The sequence below is a fragment of the Flavobacterium collinsii genome (genome assembly GCF_946903285.1).
Classification (GTDB): Bacteria; Bacteroidota; Bacteroidia; order Flavobacteriales; family Flavobacteriaceae; genus Flavobacterium; species Flavobacterium collinsii.
The window spans coordinates 2,887,731-2,903,598 of sequence record NZ_OX336425.1 but is presented as its reverse complement, the minus strand read 5'-3'; the positions used below and the strand labels follow the sequence as shown (position 1 = coordinate 2,903,598).

The following is a 15,868-nucleotide window of genomic DNA, read 5'->3' as shown; positions in this document are numbered from 1 at the left end:
TTAAAAGAAACCAACATAGACTTAAATTCGGAACATCATGAAGTTTAAATTTCTATTCTTATTTTGTCTGGCTGTAGTAAACATTCAGGCTCAGACTACAAAAAAACCAGTTGCCAAAACAAAGCCAAAAACGACAGCTACACCAGTAAAAGCAGCACCAAAAGCGAATCCAAATGAAGGTATTTTTGCCACAATAGCTACTACAAAAGGAGACATCGTACTTTCTTTAGAATATGTAAAAGCACCGGTAACCGTAGCAAACTTTATTTCGTTGGCAGAAGGAACTAACCCTAACGTTAAAGTTGAAAAACTTAAAGGAAAACCTTTTTATGACGGATTAAAATTTCACAGAGTAATCAATGATTTCATGATTCAGGGTGGAGATCCTGACGGAAATGGTTCAGGAGGTCCGGGATATGCCTTTAAGGATGAATTTGTACCAGAATTGAAATTTGAAAAAGGTGGAGTTTTAGCAATGGCGAATTCTGGTCCTGCTACAAACGGAAGTCAGTTTTTCATCACACATAAAGATACCCCATGGTTAAATGGTAAACATACTATTTTTGGTCATGTAGTTTCAGGAATGGACAATGTTAATAAGATTGTTCAGGACGACATTATGACTAAAATTACTATTACGCGTAAAGGTGCTGCAGCCAAAAAATTTGATGCTGTAAAAGTACTTGCTGCGGATGCTAAAGGCCAGGAAGCCAAAAAAGCAGAATCTCAAAAAGTAATCACTGAAAAAGCTGCTTATTTTGCTGCTACTAAAGCCAAAGCTACTACAACAGCTTCAGGTTTAAAATATGTAGTCACTAAAAAAGGGACTGGAGTTAAAGGTGCTGAAGGCTCTAACATTTACTTCCACTACGCAGGATATTTTGAAGACGGAAATCTGTTTGACAGTAGTATTGCGGCTGTAGCAAAAGCTTATGGTAAATATGATGCCAACCGTGACGCTCAAAAAGGATACAAAGCGTTCCCTTTTGTTGTAGGTAAAAAAGACGGAATGATTCCTGGTTTTATTGAAGCTTTAGACATGATGACGGACGGAGAAAAAGCAATATTTTTTCTTCCTTCTAATTTAGCTTACGGAGAAAAAGGTGCCGGAGGTGTAATTCCGCCAAACGCAACTTTGATTTTTGAAATCGAAACTTATAAAGAATAGCCCGTTAAGTAATACAAAACACTATACCGAACTTAAAATCAACCATCAGAGTATCTTTCTGGTGGTTTTTTATTTTATCAAATCTGTTAAATCTTCAATTTTAAACCTCAGGAAAAGAGCAAAATAAACGCAATCACAACGTTTCTGAATATTTTATATTAAATCCTAAACAAAATAGCTTACCTTTGCCGGCTTAAATTTTTTAAAATAAACAGATTAAGATGTCACAAAACAACGTATTAAAAGGAGTATTTTTAGTAGCATTAGGAGCCACTACTTATGGAATGTTAGCCACTTTCGTAAAAATGGCCTATACAGAAGGATACACTACCGCCGAAGTAACTACCTCTCAATTTGTATTGGGAATCATTGGTATCTTGCTGATTAATACGTTTCAGAAAATAAAACATAAGGACAAAGTAGTCAAAGCTACTCCAAAAAACATATTCAGTTTAATGCTTGCCGGTACTTCTTTAGGAATGACCAGTTTGTTTTATTATCTGGCTGTAAAATACATTCCTGTTTCGATTGGTATCGTTTTATTGATGCAAACGGTTTGGATAGGTGTTTTACTTGAAATGATCTTAGAAAAAAAATTGCCTTCCAGACAAAAAGTATTTTCGGTATTTATCGTTCTTATTGGTACCGTTTTAGCCACTAATATTCTGCACAATGAAATCGAACTGGACTGGAGAGGTCTTGTTTGGGGAATGTTAGCTGCAGTGTCTTTTACGACAACCATGTTTACAGCCAATCGCGTTGCAACCGAAATCTCATCGGCACAACGTAGTTTGTACATGCTGTTTGGAGGTGCCATTATCGTGTTTTCGTTTGCATTGGTAACACAGGTTACCCCTTTTAACCTTGCGATCTTTGCCAAATGGGGAATCATATTAGCCTTATTCGGAACGATCATCCCTCCAATGTTAATGAACTTAGGTTTTCCGTTAACAGGAATTGGTCTTGGAAGTATCGTTTCTGCACTTGAACTTCCGGTTTCTGTAACTATGGCTTACATTTTATTAGACGAAGAAGTAATCTTATTGCAATGGGTTGGAATTGTTTTAATCATCCTGGCCATTATTATTATGAATGTAAATTTCAAACGCAAAAACTAGCTAATTCAGAAACGCTCTAAAAAAAAGCCTCTTTGTAATGCAATAATTGTTAATTTTTTTATAAATTCGTAAGAAACAATCCTATATCATGAATTTACCCTGGCATTTATATTTAATGGCGTCGCTTTATATTATTGCCGGATTAAATCATTTTAGAAAACCGGGAATGTACATTCGAATCATTCCCCCATTCTTTTCAAACCCCAAATTAATAAATACTTTAAGCGGAATTGCCGAAATCCTTTTCGGTATACTTCTGATGATTCCTGTTACTTCCCATTTTGGTGCGTGGGGAATTATAGCTATTTTAATTGCTGTATTTCCTGCCAATCTTTTCATGTATCAGAATAAAAAAGCAAGTTTTGGTTTACCCAAGTGGATTTTGTTTATACGCTTGCCCTTTCAGATTATCTTGATTTTATGGGCATACCAATATACTTTTTAACAATCAACTATTAATTAAAACTATTTATTATGAAAAAATTATTTGCAGAGTTTTTTGGAACTTATTGGCTGGTTTTTGGAGGTTGTGGAAGCGCAATTTTTGCCGCCGGAATTCCTAATTTAGGAATCGGATTTGCTGGTGTTGCCCTGGCCTTTGGTTTAACAGTACTAACAATGGCTTATGCTGTAGGACATATCTCAGGCGGACACTTTAATCCTGCTGTTTCCTTTGGTTTATGGGCGGGTGGCAGATTCCCTGCAAAAGATTTAATCCCTTACATTGTCGCACAATGTGTTGGTGCAGCTGCCGCAGCTGGGACTTTATTTACCATTGCATCAGGAAAAGCCGGTTTTGCAATTGATAATACAAAAGCAGGAGCTTTTGCATCAAATGGTTTTGGAGCATTTTCGCCTGACGGATATTCTTTACAATCTGCTTTTATTGCTGAGTTTGTACTTACGCTGTTTTTCTTATTGGTAATTCTGGGCGCTACAGATAAATTTGCTAACGGAAGATTTGCTGGTATTGCCATTGGTCTAGCACTAACCTTAATACACTTAATCAGTATTCCAATTACCAATACTTCTGTAAATCCTGCAAGATCATTATCTCAGGCAATTTTTGTTGGCGGAGAGCCGTTGTCACAAGTATGGCTATTTTGGGTAGCTCCGATTCTGGGTGCAATTGTAGCCGGATTTATTTATAAAACATTACTACAAAATCATGCCGAAGCTTAATCAACTTATCTCTAACCTTTAAAATTTATCTTATGACATTTTTATATTTTTTACTTATTGGTGCAATATCCGGATGGCTTGCGGGTCAGATATGGAAAGGTGCAGGTTTTGGATTATTAGGTAATATCATCGTAGGAATTGTGGGTGGTATCATTGGTGGCTGGATAGCCGGTAGACTTGGCATTGGCGGAGGCGGACTTCTCTGGCAAATTATAATTGCGGTTGGAGGGGCCTGGGTGCTACTTTTTATTATCAGCTTAATCAAAAAAGCTTAAAACCTTTATCTATAAATTACTTTTAAAAGAGAAAATCAAATATAATACTATTCGGTTTTCTCTTTTCTTTTTTTTGGAGCAACTTAGGTTCTTCCGTTTTCTCCAGTGACTTTATTCAGCTCTTTTTCGTATCACTTTATTCGATTCTTATGAATGACATTATTGCCTATTTCAGTACGATTCCGTCTTCACATAGAAGTTTAATTCTCATGGGAGGAATCACCTTCTTTTGGCTGATCGAAAATACCTTTCCTTTGTTTCACCTGCAATATCGAAAATGGCAGCATGCCCGGATTAATTTTTTCCTGACCTTCACTACAATTGTTGTCAACTTTGTTTTGGCCTTTATCTTAATTAAAACAGCCAAATGGACAACAGAGAACGATTTTGGACTGTTACAATGGCTGCCTACTTTGCCGCTGTGGCTTTACACCATAATTGGTTTATTGCTATTGGATTTAATTGGCGCTTATCTTGCCCATTACGTACAACACAGGTTCAAAATTTTATGGCGCTTTCATTTGGTGCACCACACCGACACCTGGATCGACACTACATCGGCAAATCGACATCATCCGGGCGAAAGCATTATCCGGTTTGTCTTTACCACTCTTGGTGTTTTGATTGTAGGAAGCCCAATGTGGATGGTTTTTCTTTACCAGACTTTATCCGTTATTTCGACTCAATTTACGCATGCTAATATCGCATTACCGCAGAAATTAGATGTTTTCCTTAGTTATTTTATTGTTTCCCCAAACATGCATAAAGTACATCATCATTACGTTCTTCCCTATACAGACAGTAACTATGGGAATATTTTTTCGGTTTGGGACCGTCTTTTTGGCACTTTTACCAGTTTGCCTAAAGACAAAATAATTTATGGCGTAGACACCCATATGGCTGTTGAAGAAAACAACAATCTCAAAAATTTATTAAAAATACCGTTTCAAAAAGCGAGATCCATAAAAAACAGTTAAAATCAGTAAAAAAAATATCGTTGATCGAACCAACTAATTATTTTTTTTATTAATATTGATACTTAAATTGAAAATCAATCTATTAATCATTAACCTCTATTTTGAATTAATTTTCACGTGATGAAAAAGAGTAACCGCAAAGAATTGAATTGGGAACAAACTGAAAAAGTTGTTTCGTTAGCCTTAGAAGAAAAAAATCCATTTGAAATCATAAAAAAAGAATTTGGATTGGCAGAAAAAGAAGTTCTGGAAATCATGAAAAAGAAAATGCCACTTGAAAAATTTGAGATGTGGAAAAAAAAGGCAATTGCAAATAAACCAAAACCAAAACCAGTTAAAATAGACGATTTTGACGAAGATTTGGATGGCAAATATTATATAAAGAATAAACTAGACTAAGATAGAACTCCTGAGATTCAGGAGTTTTTTTTTATTTTTAATCAAAATGTAACTTTTTTACCTTTTGTAAGTCAAATAGCAATAACCAAACATGAAGAAATGAAAAAAATACTTTACACCCTAGCTCTCGCAGTCACACTTTGGAGCTGTAAAACAGGGAGCCCTTCAGGTACCGCAAAAAGCAATATCGTAGATGTTAATATTAATCTTGTTGACGTTAAAGACGATAAAGTTTTGGTAACGGTAACACCTCCGCAAATCAAAACTGACGAAATAATTTACAGCATCCCAAAAACGGTTCCGGGAACTTATTCTACGGACAACTACGGTAAATTTTCAGACGATTTTAAAGCCTTTGACGCCAAAGGAAATGCATTAGCAGTAAAAAGAATTGATGACAACTCATGGTCGATTTCTGATGCTAAAAAACTTAAAAAAATAACTTACTTAGTAGGAGATACTTTTGATACTGAAAAAGGATCGGGATTTGGAAATGACGACGTCTTTTCTCCAGCTGGCACCAATATCAATGCCGGAGTAAATTTCTTAGTAAACACACATGGTTTTGTAGGTTATTTTAAAGACAAACTTGAAATTCCATATAAAGTTACCATTACACACCCGGAAACCCTTTGGGGAGCAACTTCTATGACCGATGAGGATGCAAGCAAAACAAGTGATGTTTTCACCACTTCACGCTATGCTGTTTTAGTCGAAAATCCAATCATGTACTCTAAACCTGATTATACTACATTCAACGTAAACGGAATGGATATTTTAATCGCCGTTTATTCTCCAACAGGAAAATTTACAGCAGAAAGTATCACTCCGGAAATGAAAACGATGATGACGGCACAAAAAAACTTTTTAGGCAAAGTAAATGCTAACAAAAAGTATACTGTTCTTTTGTATCTGTCAAGTATGGCTAAGGATGATGCCCACGGTTTTGGAGCATTGGAACATCCAACTGCTACGACGGTTGTTTTGCCGGAATCTATGCCTAAAGAAAAACTGGTAGAATCTATGAAAGATGTAGTTTCTCACGAATTCTTTCATATTGTAACTCCATTAACGATTCACTCTAAAGAAATTCAGTTTTTTGATTACAATGCACCAAAAATGTCAGAGCATTTATGGATGTACGAAGGAGTGACCGAATATTTTGCCAACTTGTTTCAAATCAATCAGGGGTTGATTAACGAGGCTGAATTTTACACCCGTATTGCCGATAAAATTGAGCAGTCTAAACGTTTAAACGATACCATGTCATTTACCGTAATGAGTAAAAATGTATTGGATCAGCCTTATAAAGACCAATATTTAAATGTGTATCAAAAAGGAGCTTTGATCGGGATGTGTATCGATATTATCATCAGAGAAAAAAGCAATGGCGAAAGAGGAATTCTGGATTTAATGCACAAATTAGCACGCGAATACGGTGTTGAAAAACCATTTAACGATAACGAGCTTTTTGCTAAAGTAACTGAATTGACTTATCCTGAAGTTGGGGAGTTCCTTAACAAATATGTGGCTGGTACTACTCCTATTCCTTATGAGTTTTATTTGGCTAAAGTTGGTGTTGCCAAAGCCTCTGAAAAAGTTCCGGGATCAATTTTCATCAAAGGTCAGGCTCCTTATATAGGAGTTGATAAAGCTACTAAAGCAATAAACGTTCGTTCTAACATCGACCTAAATGTATTCTTTACCAATTTAAACCTTAAAGCAGGAGATGTAATTCTTGCGGTAAACGATAAGACGTATACTTTAGACAACATTTATGATTTGATTGGTGAAAGTGAAAACTGGAAAGAGAATGATCCGATTACGATTAAAATAAAACGTGCGGGAGTTGAACAAACTATCAAAGGAACGGTAAAGGTGCCTTCTGAAGAAAAAGAAACTTTTAAAGCAACAGATGGTTCAAAAGAGAAACTTAAAAATGCATGGTTGAAAGGTTAATCTGTTTCAATTCAAATACAAAAAAACCGACAAGTGATTGTCGGTTTTTTTATTGATCATTCTGTTATTCCAAAGAATGAGATTACTTCTTTACCGGAAACTTCCAGTCAAATTCATCTTTATCGTTAATGATTGCACCCACTTCGAATTTTACAACTTCGTCAAATTCGGTTTGAAGAATGAACCAATTGTCTTCATTAAAGTAATTTTCAAAAGTATCAAAAGTCTCCTGAGTATATTTTGTAATTCCTTTCGTCGCTAAATCTTTCTTGACATCAGCAATTTTTCTTCCGATTAATTTGAAGCCGAAAACTTCTAAATCACTACTTGAAGCTACTAAATAACCTAATTTCATCTCTTCTTCCTGATAAAATGTCAATCTGATTTTTTGTGCATTGTATACAAAAATCACATTATCATCTTCGTCTTTATAATTTTTATCAGGCTTTCCTAAAGCAGCTGTAACATCATTTTGCTTCATTCCGAAAAGCAATTTATCAATTCCTGATTTTAGATTTATTTTCATATTTACTTTTATTTAAAGTGCAAATTTCGGGAAGTTTTTTGTTGTTCCGTCACGAATTACACAAATTTTATCAAATTTTAATATTGTTTCTTATTCGGTTTTGAACTCATATAAAAAGTAATTTTTCCGCCATTGATAACATCTTCATGTTTCAAGAAAGGTTGGTCAAGCTTTTTACCATTCAATAAAACCTTGCTTACAAACACATTTTTATCGGATTGATTTACCGTTTCTACTTCAAATTTCTTTCCGTTTTCCAGATTAAAAACTGCTTTTTTCACTAATGGACTCCCTAATGCATACTCGTCAGAGCCCGGAGCAACCGGATAAAATCCTAAACTGCTAAAAATGTACCAGGCACTCATTTGTCCAAAATCATCATTTCCTCCTAAACCGTCGGCTCCGTTTCGGTACATTTTTTTTAGGATCATCCTGATTTTGTCCTGAGCTTTCCATGGCGAATTCGTCCAATTGTACAAATAAACAACATGATGAGATGGTTCGTTTCCATGAACATAATTTCCGATGATACCATCTCTTGTAATGTCTTCTGTATTTTCAAAATATTTATCCGGTAAATGCATATTAAACAAGGAATCCAAACGAACTTTAAACTTCTCATTCCCTCCCATCATTTGAATCATATCTGCTGGATCCTGCGGAACATACAAACTGTAATTCCACGAGTTTCCTTCAATGAAACCCTGACCGTGTGTATCCAGCGGATCAAATTCTTTCTTGAAAGTTCCGTCGTTTAATTTAGGACGCATAAACCCCGTCTTAGCATCGTACACATTTTTATAATTTTTAGATCTTTCGATGAACTCTTTATAAATTTCTGTTTTGCCTAACTTTTTTGCGGCCTGCGCAATCGCCCAGTCATCATAAGCATACTCCAGTGTTTTCGAAACCGAAGCACCGTTTTTGTCTTCAGGAACATAACCCTTTGTCATATAATATTCCAATCCGTCATAATAACGTACTTTTGCAGTGTTGACACAAGCCTGAAGTGCTTTTTCAGCATTAAAATGAGTATTACCTTTTACAATCGCGTCCGCAATTACAGAAACGGAATGATAGCCAATCATGCACCAATTTTCATTAGCATAATGCGACCAAATAGGTAACATCTTATGCACACTTTGATCAGAATGTGCCAACATCGAACTAATCATATCCGAGTTTCGTGTTGGCTGCACCAAGTTGAATAACGGATGCAAAGCACGATAGGTATCCCATAAGGAGTAACTGGTATAGTTTTTAAAATTTTCAGTTTTATAAACGTTCATATCCAGACCTTTGTAGTTCCCATCTAAATCCATGTATTCGGTCGGACCTAAAAAGGCGTGATACATAGCTGTGTAAAAATTTACCAAATCTTCTTTCTGAATGGTCTCCACCTGGATTTTGTTCAACTCATTATTCCAGACTTCCTGACTTTGCTTTTTTACTTTTTCGAAATCCCAAGCCGGAACTTCTTTTTTCATATTTTCGAGTGCACCGGCAGAACTTACCGGCGATAAAGCCATTTTTATTTTGACTTTCTCTCCCTCTTCTGTATTAAAATCAAAAAACAATTTTAAGTTCTGACCCGCCATTTCTGGAAAATTTTTCGTCTGGTCAAACCTTCCCCAAAAACCTCTGTACACGCTTTTTTCTAATGCCGCCTGACCGTAGCTTTTAATAGGCTTACTAAAGGCCATAGCAAAATAGACTGTTCTGGTTCTCGCCCAGCCGTTTGTCTGACGGTAGCCCGTAATCAAAGTATCATTTTCTACACGAACAAAAGTCCATACATTTTTTTTGTCATAATTATAAATTCCCGAGTTGAGATCTAAAATTATATGTGCTTCATCCGACTTTGGAAAGGTATACTGGTGCATTCCTACACGTGTTGTCGCTGTAAGTTCGGCTTTAATTTTATGGTCTTCCAAAAGCACACTGTAATAGGCTGGTTCTGCTTTTTCGGTGGTGTGGGAAAATGCCGATCGGTAACCTGATAATGGTTTTGAAGCAACACCCGGATTCAATTGTAATTTTCCTGTTGTCGGCATAATTAGAAAGTCGCCTAAATCAGAATGTCCTGTCCCACTAAAATGAGTGTGACTAAATCCTACGATTGTTTTATCTTCATATTGATATCCCGCACAATATTTATAGACATCTCCGTTGTATTTTCCATTTGTACTGTAAGCTATAGTATCGGTTTCAGGACTCAACTGTACACTTCCAAACGGAACTGTTGCACCGGGATAGGTATGTCCCATTTTGGCTGTCCCAATCATAGGATCAACGTACTGAATCAGATCTCGTTTTTCAGTCGTTTTCTTCTGAGCATTTGCAGTACAACCAAATATTAAAAAGGACAATCCAAAAACAAAATTTTTACAATTTATTCTATTCATTAGTTTTCTTTTAATGATTATTTTTTGCTTAAAACAGTATCTGGCATTTACTAAATCGATTTACCAATACTTTTAGGTTTGAAAAATACAACAAAATACGCTTTTAAAAAAAATAAAATGATCCGTTCTCAAAAGCTTTTAAATATCTTTGATTCTCTAAAATGTCATAATATACATGAGAAAATATATTTTATTGTGGATTCTTTTTTATAGCACATTCAGTTTTGCACAAAAAACAGAAAGCCTCAGACTAACAAAAAAAGAAATCACTCAAAAGGAACTCGGCACTCTTTCTGATTTTCCAATCTATAAAGCCTTCGAGTGCTCAGATAAAAGTGGGGTTTATGAATTGCTTTTCTGCGAAAACCAAAAAACAATCACCCAAAAAGATACTTTAAACACAAAAATCCAGGCCATTTATGTCCATAATGATCATGGAAGTTTTCTTGAAAAATGGAGAATCAATGATTTGCTGGAAGACAGTGATCCTAAAGAAACAAATATCTGGTTCTGGACAAAATACAGCAGTACCAGAGATCTTGACGGAGACGGAAATATCGATCCAGTAATCGTTTACGGTACAAAAACAGAGTACAACGAAATAAGACGTATCAAAATTATTACCGTCTACCAAAACAAAAAATATGCAATTCGTGCCGTAGAATGTGATCTTGATTATTGCAGAAGTTTTAAAAAGGATTCAACCTGGAACTTACTTCCTCTAAAAATAAAAACCTATCTTAATTCATTAGTTGAAAGGTTAAGAAAAGAGCAAAATTTACTTTTGAAAGACGGATAAGTAGATCGTTATGGGTTTGAATTATGAATTATGAATTATGAATTATGAATTATGAATTATGAGTTGTGAATTATGAGTTGTGTTTAAGAGTTCCGTAGGAACGAAATATTTATAGCAACGGATTTCAATCCGTTGAAAAAATCATACGACACGTTCAAAAGTTCCAGAGGGACGGCACATATTATAATGTTTTTTTTTAAACAAATTATACGTTTGCAATGGGTTTGTAAAATGGACCGAACCGGTGGTTCTTCTTTTGCTCTTGCGACATTTAATCCGGATTAAAATCCGGTCCTACAATATGAGTCGAGGCTAGCGCCTTTTTTTAAAGCTTACTTTTTAAATTTTCCTTTACCTCATCAAACCATTCGTTTTGCAGGATGCTCAACACAATAGAATCACGACGAACATCACTATTTGCAGTTGGCATATGACTTCTTAAAACGCCTTCAACTTTACAGCCGATACTTTTCATGGCAGCAATACTTCGTTCGTTATTATTATCGGCACGAAATTCTACTCGTTCCATACCAAGTCTTTCAAAGGCAAATTGCAGCAATAAAAATTTACAGTGTTTATTCAATCCGGTTCCTCTAAAAGCTGATCCGTACCAGGTAAACCCAAGCTGAAGTGTTTTATACTCCAGATTCATGTCGTAGAAACGAGTTGAACCTGCATATTTTTGAGTTTTTTTATCGAAAACTATAAACGGAAATTCTTTTTGATTCTCTCGTGCTTTTATCGCTAACTGAATATATTTGATCAGATTTTCTTTTCCATCTGCACCTACGAGTGAGTACTTCCAGGTTTCGGGTTCGTTGATAGAAATTTCCAATAAATTATCGACATCTGATTCTTGTAAAGGACGTAATAAAACGGAATCGTCTTCTAAAATGATATTGTCTGAAAAACTGAAATTTGATTTTGTCATGGCTTATATTTTTGTGTGTCTCTGCGAAATCTTTGTGCGACTTTGTGTTAGAGCTATTTCGCAAAGATTCACGAAAATACTCAAAGATTCACAAAGAAAAAATATTGATAAAAGAATAAAACACAATTGTATAAAAAATATTTAATACCTGTAGTCCCTACGGGACAAATGCGGGGAGATTTTGTTTTTTTTCTATCAATATGTAATCTCTACGAGATTTGTCTTGTTCGTTATATTGTCAAATGAGATATTGGCTAAATTTATAAACATTCAATCTTTTAAATAATTTATTTTTGTTTGAGAAACCAAAAAATCACATTTAAATAACTAAATAAATGAACCATTTTGATATCATATTAGAATCTCTTAAAAATCAAAAAAAGAGTATTGAGGAAAAAATTTCCCTTGAAATTGGGAATAAAAACCTTTTGATTATTGAAAAAGAAAAAATAAAGCAAGCTATTTATTGGTTGTCGTTGATTGGTAATTTACAAATTGAAAATTGTAGAGTAGAAAAGTCAATCACCATTCCTGATTTAGGATTTTGTGATGCAAGATTGGTACTTGATCCTGAGAGTGATAATCCTGAAATGTGGTCTGATTTTAAAATAAACGACGAAACGGTCTTATTAGATTCCGGTGATATTATTTTAAAATTAAAAAAACGCTAAAATTAGAATCCTAACAGGTTTTTAAAACCTGTTAGGATTTTATCTACTCACTCATTTCATCATAACGCTCCGGTACTTGCGGATCGTAGAGCGGGCATTTGAATTCTTCCATCAGTTCTACCAGCTTGTTCATCGTTTTTCCTTCGGTTCCGTAACAATCGATTTTGATGCTTTGCGGTGTAGTAATTACCTGAAATGCTCCTTTTCCTCCGTCGTTTTTCCAACTGTTTTCATCTACTCTCTCCCATTGAGAAAAAACCGAGTTGATTCTGTTTAAAATAACCTCAACGGGAAGGGTCTCAAGACCTTCTACTTCTTCTTTTTCCACAAGGGCTTCATAAACTTCATGATGGTTTAAATAAACCTCTTCTAAATATCTCCAAAAAAGTAATTCGTACATAACCTGATGTTTTTTTTAGCCCCGATAGCAGTGAAAACCCTTTTGTGCCGGGGTTCGGCATAAAAGGTTGCAGCGGATAGCGGGATTAGCTACTAAAATGCTAATGATTAATAAAAAAGGTTCTGTGTAAACTCCAGTATAAAAAACCTTTGCAACTCAGAACCTTTGAACCTTTATAACTCAAAAAATATTAATATTCGAATGTTCCGTATTCACTGGTAATGGTAAGTCTTTTAGCAGTTGCTGCTTCTACTCTACCAACAATTTGTGCATCTACATTAAATGATTTTGAAATTGCAATAATGTCTTGTGCAATATTTTCGGGAACATAAATTTCCATACGGTGACCGCAATTGAAAACCTGATACATTTCTTTCCAATCGGTTTTAGATTGCTCCTGAATTAACTTGAATAATGGCGGAACCGGAAATAAATTGTCTTTTATAATATGTAAGTTCTGAACGAAATGTAAAATCTTAGTCTGAGCTCCTCCACTGCAATGCACCATTCCGTGAATATCATTTGGCGTATAAGTATCCAAAATTTTCTTAATGATTGGCGCATACGTTCTGGTTGGAGAAAGAACCAGTTGCCCAGCATTTATTGGACTGTTTTCGACAGCATCCGTTAAATTTACCTGACCTGAATAAATTAATTCTTCGGGTACAGCTGCATCATAACTTTCCGGGTATTTCACTGCCAGATATTTTCCGAAAACGTCATGGCGTGCAGAAGTTAATCCGTTGCTTCCCATTCCTCCGTTATAGCTTTTTTCGTAAGTGGCCTGACCAAAAGAAGACAATCCAACAATTACATCTCCAGCTTTTATGTTGGCATTATCTACCACATCACTTCGTTTCATACGAGCAGTTACAGTAGAATCTACAATAATAGTACGAACAACATCACCAACATCGGCAGTTTCACCTCCTGTTGAATGGATGGTTACACCAAAAGATTTTAATTCGTTGATTAATTCTTCGGTACCGTTGATAATCGCCGAAATGACCTCGGCCGGAATTAAGTTTTTGTTTCTTCCAATTGTTGACGAAAGCAAAATATTGTCGGTTGCGCCTACACACAATAAGTCATCAATATTCATGATTAAAGCATCCTGAGCAATTCCTTTCCAAACCGAAATATCTCCGGTTTCTTTCCAGTACATATACGCTAATGATGATTTTGTACCGGCACCGTCAGCATGCATAATCAAACAGTGCTCCTGATCTTGTGTTAAATAATCAGGTACAATTTTACAAAATGCCTGCGGGAATAAACCTTTATCAATATTTTTTATGGCGTTGTGTACGTCTTCTTTTGATGCCGAAACACCTCTTTGTGCGTACCTTTTGCTAGAATCTGAACTCATGTAACTTAGTTTGTGTTGATGTGGTGCAAAGATAATCCCTTTTTTTAATTCTTTGATTGATTCGTATGTCTGATTCGCAAAAAAAATCGGCAGGTTTTTAGGCACTGCCGATTTTTTTCTATAAAATTGGTTATCAAAAATTGAGTTTTTAGTATTTTACCTCCAATCCGGCATTGAGGCGTTCTGAAATAGTGTTGTTCTGGAACCATTACTATTGCTACTGGAAATAGTAACTTTTTGTATCGTATTGGCTGATAAACCATCATTTGAGGTATTGACATAAATCAGCTCTGCTTCATTTGGAGAGAATTTTACATCGAAATCATTAAATCCATTTGGTTTTTGACTTGCCAGTTCGGTTGAAGTATTGGTAGCAACATTGTAAATAAATATTCTGGAGTCTAATCGTCTGTAAGTCGAATTTTCGAATCCTGAAATATCTCTGGTATAAGCAATTTTACTATTGTCTACAGAAATACTAATACCACTTGCTCCACCTGTTACTCCGGAAAGTACCTGATACAACACATCACCGGCGGTATTGATCACATATATCTCAACATTGTAACCCGACATATCATTTACTTTAAGTACAATTTGCGACCCGTCCTGACTCCATTCACATTCTGAAATGAATTTTCCGTTTGGCGTTTTAAACAATTGAATCAATCCCGATCCGTCAGAATCAATGCGATACAATCTATCAAAATTTGGATAAATAATTTGTCTTCCGTTGGTGCTCCAGCAATAATTCACATGCTCCATATTAAACCCTGCTATAGGTATAAAGTTTGTGATTTTTTTGACATCAGTACCATCCGGATTCATTGTGAAAATTTGATTTAATGAGCCGTCAGAACTTATATAAGCAATTCTGTTGATGCTTAAATTTTTTCTCGGTCTGTAGCTGTTTACTTCGGCAGATGACAGCTGAAGTTCGTTTCCGGATTCATCGGCGGTATAAATGACGTTGTTATTTTTTACTTTTTTAACATACAAATATCTCGGATTTGGAAATGCTAACGTCGTAAAGGAGTTTGTGACACTATTTATTGGTTTATTAATTCCATCATCGGCTGTTACCTGCCAATAGTATTTTGTGCTAAAACTTAAACCTGAAATGTTAAGTTTTGTGTCTTTTAAACTGGCATAGGTTTTAGTTTCGTCTGTTGTTCCGTTTTTCACCGTAACGGTATAGGTCATCGGATCTGATTCCGGATCTTTTGCCGTCCAGGTTAAATCTAGTGTTAGCGGTTGTCCTATAGCATTGTCTGTAGGTGCGGTTAATACAGGAACATCTGGTGGTTTGTTGTTGGCAGTAGAGACTTGCAACTCAAAAATAATCTGAGCTGTTATGTCTTTCTCAACGGTCGCAGGTTCAAATCTGGCGGTAAAACCATCTTTCTGTGCTTGAAAAGAGTATTTTCCCATTGTTATATTATCTATCTCGAAATATCCGTCTTTATCCGAAAATACGGTACTCGTAGTTGGGCTTGAAGAAATACGTGCGTTTTCTATTCCTTCATATGTTCGGGCATCTACTACTCTTCCTTTTATTGCTCCCGTTCCTGTTTCATCGATTTGATCTTCACTACAAGAAACCAAAAGCATAAAGCATATCAATATTTTTAGTCCTATTTTCATTGCGGTCTTGATTTTGTTAAACTTATATTGACTTTTTTCTCTATT

General features: G+C 35.4%; 16 protein-coding genes. 10 read left to right on the top strand and 6 right to left on the bottom strand.

Annotated features, from left to right (window positions below; translation table 11 throughout):
- Positions 1-37: 37 nt before the first annotated feature.
- The 8 genes from OGZ34_RS12020 (at position 38) to OGZ34_RS11985 (ending at position 7,078) form a co-directional block, all read left to right on the top strand.
- Positions 38-1,168, top strand: coding sequence for a peptidylprolyl isomerase (locus tag OGZ34_RS12020; protein ID WP_263360335.1), 1,131 nt, complete (start codon positions 38-40; stop codon positions 1,166-1,168).
- A gap of 221 nt (positions 1,169-1,389) precedes the next feature.
- Positions 1,390-2,286 (top strand): EamA family transporter, encoded by an 897-nt coding sequence (locus tag OGZ34_RS12015; protein ID WP_173965602.1) that lies wholly within the window; start codon positions 1,390-1,392, stop codon positions 2,284-2,286.
- 88 nt (positions 2,287-2,374) lie between these two features.
- Entirely contained in the window at positions 2,375-2,731 is a 357-nt protein-coding gene (locus tag OGZ34_RS12010) for a DoxX family protein (protein ID WP_173965604.1), read from the top strand.
- Positions 2,732-2,760: 29 nt separating this feature from the next.
- Entirely contained in the window at positions 2,761-3,468 is a 708-nt protein-coding gene (aqpZ, locus tag OGZ34_RS12005) for an aquaporin Z (protein WP_173965605.1), read from the top strand.
- Positions 3,469-3,500: 32 nt separating this feature from the next.
- Entirely contained in the window at positions 3,501-3,743 is a 243-nt protein-coding gene (locus OGZ34_RS12000) for a GlsB/YeaQ/YmgE family stress response membrane protein (RefSeq protein WP_173965607.1), read from the top strand.
- A gap of 149 nt (positions 3,744-3,892) precedes the next feature.
- On the top strand, positions 3,893-4,720 hold the full coding sequence (locus tag OGZ34_RS11995) for a sterol desaturase family protein (RefSeq protein ID WP_263360334.1): 828 nt from the start codon (positions 3,893-3,895) through the stop codon (positions 4,718-4,720).
- A gap of 120 nt (positions 4,721-4,840) precedes the next feature.
- Complete coding sequence (locus OGZ34_RS11990) at positions 4,841-5,119, top strand: DUF2805 domain-containing protein (RefSeq protein WP_173965611.1); 279 nt, start codon at positions 4,841-4,843, stop codon at positions 5,117-5,119.
- A gap of 99 nt (positions 5,120-5,218) precedes the next feature.
- Complete coding sequence (locus tag OGZ34_RS11985; RefSeq protein ID WP_263360333.1) at positions 5,219-7,078, top strand: M61 family metallopeptidase; 1,860 nt, start codon at positions 5,219-5,221, stop codon at positions 7,076-7,078.
- Positions 7,079-7,160: 82 nt separating this feature from the next.
- Here the strand turns inward: OGZ34_RS11985 and OGZ34_RS11980 are convergent, their stop codons facing one another.
- Both OGZ34_RS11980 and OGZ34_RS11975 read right to left on the bottom strand, forming a co-directional pair.
- Positions 7,161-7,604, bottom strand: a complete 444-nt coding sequence (locus tag OGZ34_RS11980; protein WP_173965615.1) for a hypothetical protein — start codon at positions 7,602-7,604, stop codon at positions 7,161-7,163.
- 77 nt (positions 7,605-7,681) lie between these two features.
- Positions 7,682-10,009 (bottom strand): GH92 family glycosyl hydrolase, encoded by a 2,328-nt coding sequence (locus tag OGZ34_RS11975; RefSeq protein ID WP_263360332.1) that lies wholly within the window; start codon positions 10,007-10,009, stop codon positions 7,682-7,684.
- A 175-nt stretch (positions 10,010-10,184) separates the two neighbouring features.
- On the opposite strand from OGZ34_RS11975, the gene OGZ34_RS11970 reads away from it, so the two are divergent.
- On the top strand, positions 10,185-10,808 hold the full coding sequence (locus OGZ34_RS11970) for a M949_RS01915 family surface polysaccharide biosynthesis protein (RefSeq protein WP_263360331.1): 624 nt from the start codon (positions 10,185-10,187) through the stop codon (positions 10,806-10,808).
- 325 nt (positions 10,809-11,133) lie between these two features.
- Here OGZ34_RS11970 and OGZ34_RS11965 read toward each other — a convergent pair whose 3' ends face one another.
- Positions 11,134-11,739: a GNAT family N-acetyltransferase gene (locus OGZ34_RS11965; protein ID WP_263360330.1), complete on the bottom strand. Its 606-nt coding sequence runs from the start codon at positions 11,737-11,739 to the stop codon at positions 11,134-11,136.
- Positions 11,740-12,074: 335 nt separating this feature from the next.
- On the opposite strand from OGZ34_RS11965, the gene OGZ34_RS11960 reads away from it, so the two are divergent.
- Positions 12,075-12,410, top strand: a complete 336-nt coding sequence (locus tag OGZ34_RS11960; RefSeq protein WP_263360329.1) for a hypothetical protein — start codon at positions 12,075-12,077, stop codon at positions 12,408-12,410.
- Between the two features lie 43 nt (positions 12,411-12,453).
- Here OGZ34_RS11960 and OGZ34_RS11955 read toward each other — a convergent pair whose 3' ends face one another.
- The 3 genes from OGZ34_RS11955 to OGZ34_RS11945 form a co-directional block, all read right to left on the bottom strand.
- Entirely contained in the window at positions 12,454-12,810 is a 357-nt protein-coding gene (locus OGZ34_RS11955) for a hypothetical protein (protein ID WP_173965624.1), read from the bottom strand.
- Between the two features lie 190 nt (positions 12,811-13,000).
- On the bottom strand, positions 13,001-14,179 hold the full coding sequence (locus tag OGZ34_RS11950) for an AIR synthase related protein (RefSeq protein WP_173965626.1): 1,179 nt from the start codon (positions 14,177-14,179) through the stop codon (positions 13,001-13,003).
- A 156-nt stretch (positions 14,180-14,335) separates the two neighbouring features.
- Complete coding sequence (locus OGZ34_RS11945) at positions 14,336-15,823, bottom strand: carboxypeptidase regulatory-like domain-containing protein (protein WP_246253195.1); 1,488 nt, start codon at positions 15,821-15,823, stop codon at positions 14,336-14,338.
- Positions 15,824-15,868 lie beyond the last annotated feature (45 nt).

What these genes read in the sequence shown, in the direction of transcription:
- OGZ34_RS12020 (WP_263360335.1), top strand. Translation starts at nt 38, where the DNA reads ATGAAGTTTAAATTTCTATTCTTATTTTGTCTGGCTGTAGTAAACATT.
- OGZ34_RS12015 (WP_173965602.1), top strand. Translation starts at nt 1,390, where the DNA reads ATGTCACAAAACAACGTATTAAAAGGAGTATTTTTAGTAGCATTAGGA.
- OGZ34_RS12010 (WP_173965604.1), top strand. Translation starts at nt 2,375, where the DNA reads ATGAATTTACCCTGGCATTTATATTTAATGGCGTCGCTTTATATTATT.
- aqpZ (WP_173965605.1), top strand. Translation starts at nt 2,761, where the DNA reads ATGAAAAAATTATTTGCAGAGTTTTTTGGAACTTATTGGCTGGTTTTT.
- OGZ34_RS12000 (WP_173965607.1), top strand. Translation starts at nt 3,501, where the DNA reads ATGACATTTTTATATTTTTTACTTATTGGTGCAATATCCGGATGGCTT.
- OGZ34_RS11995 (WP_263360334.1), top strand. Translation starts at nt 3,893, where the DNA reads ATGAATGACATTATTGCCTATTTCAGTACGATTCCGTCTTCACATAGA.
- OGZ34_RS11990 (WP_173965611.1), top strand. Translation starts at nt 4,841, where the DNA reads ATGAAAAAGAGTAACCGCAAAGAATTGAATTGGGAACAAACTGAAAAA.
- OGZ34_RS11985 (WP_263360333.1), top strand. Translation starts at nt 5,219, where the DNA reads ATGAAAAAAATACTTTACACCCTAGCTCTCGCAGTCACACTTTGGAGC.
- OGZ34_RS11980 (WP_173965615.1), bottom strand. Translation starts at nt 7,604, where the DNA reads ATGAAAATAAATCTAAAATCAGGAATTGATAAATTGCTTTTCGGAATG.
- OGZ34_RS11975 (WP_263360332.1), bottom strand. Translation starts at nt 10,009, where the DNA reads ATGAATAGAATAAATTGTAAAAATTTTGTTTTTGGATTGTCCTTTTTA.
- OGZ34_RS11970 (WP_263360331.1), top strand. Translation starts at nt 10,185, where the DNA reads ATGAGAAAATATATTTTATTGTGGATTCTTTTTTATAGCACATTCAGT.
- OGZ34_RS11965 (WP_263360330.1), bottom strand. Translation starts at nt 11,739, where the DNA reads ATGACAAAATCAAATTTCAGTTTTTCAGACAATATCATTTTAGAAGAC.
- OGZ34_RS11960 (WP_263360329.1), top strand. Translation starts at nt 12,075, where the DNA reads ATGAACCATTTTGATATCATATTAGAATCTCTTAAAAATCAAAAAAAG.
- OGZ34_RS11955 (WP_173965624.1), bottom strand. Translation starts at nt 12,810, where the DNA reads ATGTACGAATTACTTTTTTGGAGATATTTAGAAGAGGTTTATTTAAAC.
- OGZ34_RS11950 (WP_173965626.1), bottom strand. Translation starts at nt 14,179, where the DNA reads ATGAGTTCAGATTCTAGCAAAAGGTACGCACAAAGAGGTGTTTCGGCA.
- OGZ34_RS11945 (WP_246253195.1), bottom strand. Translation starts at nt 15,823, where the DNA reads ATGAAAATAGGACTAAAAATATTGATATGCTTTATGCTTTTGGTTTCT.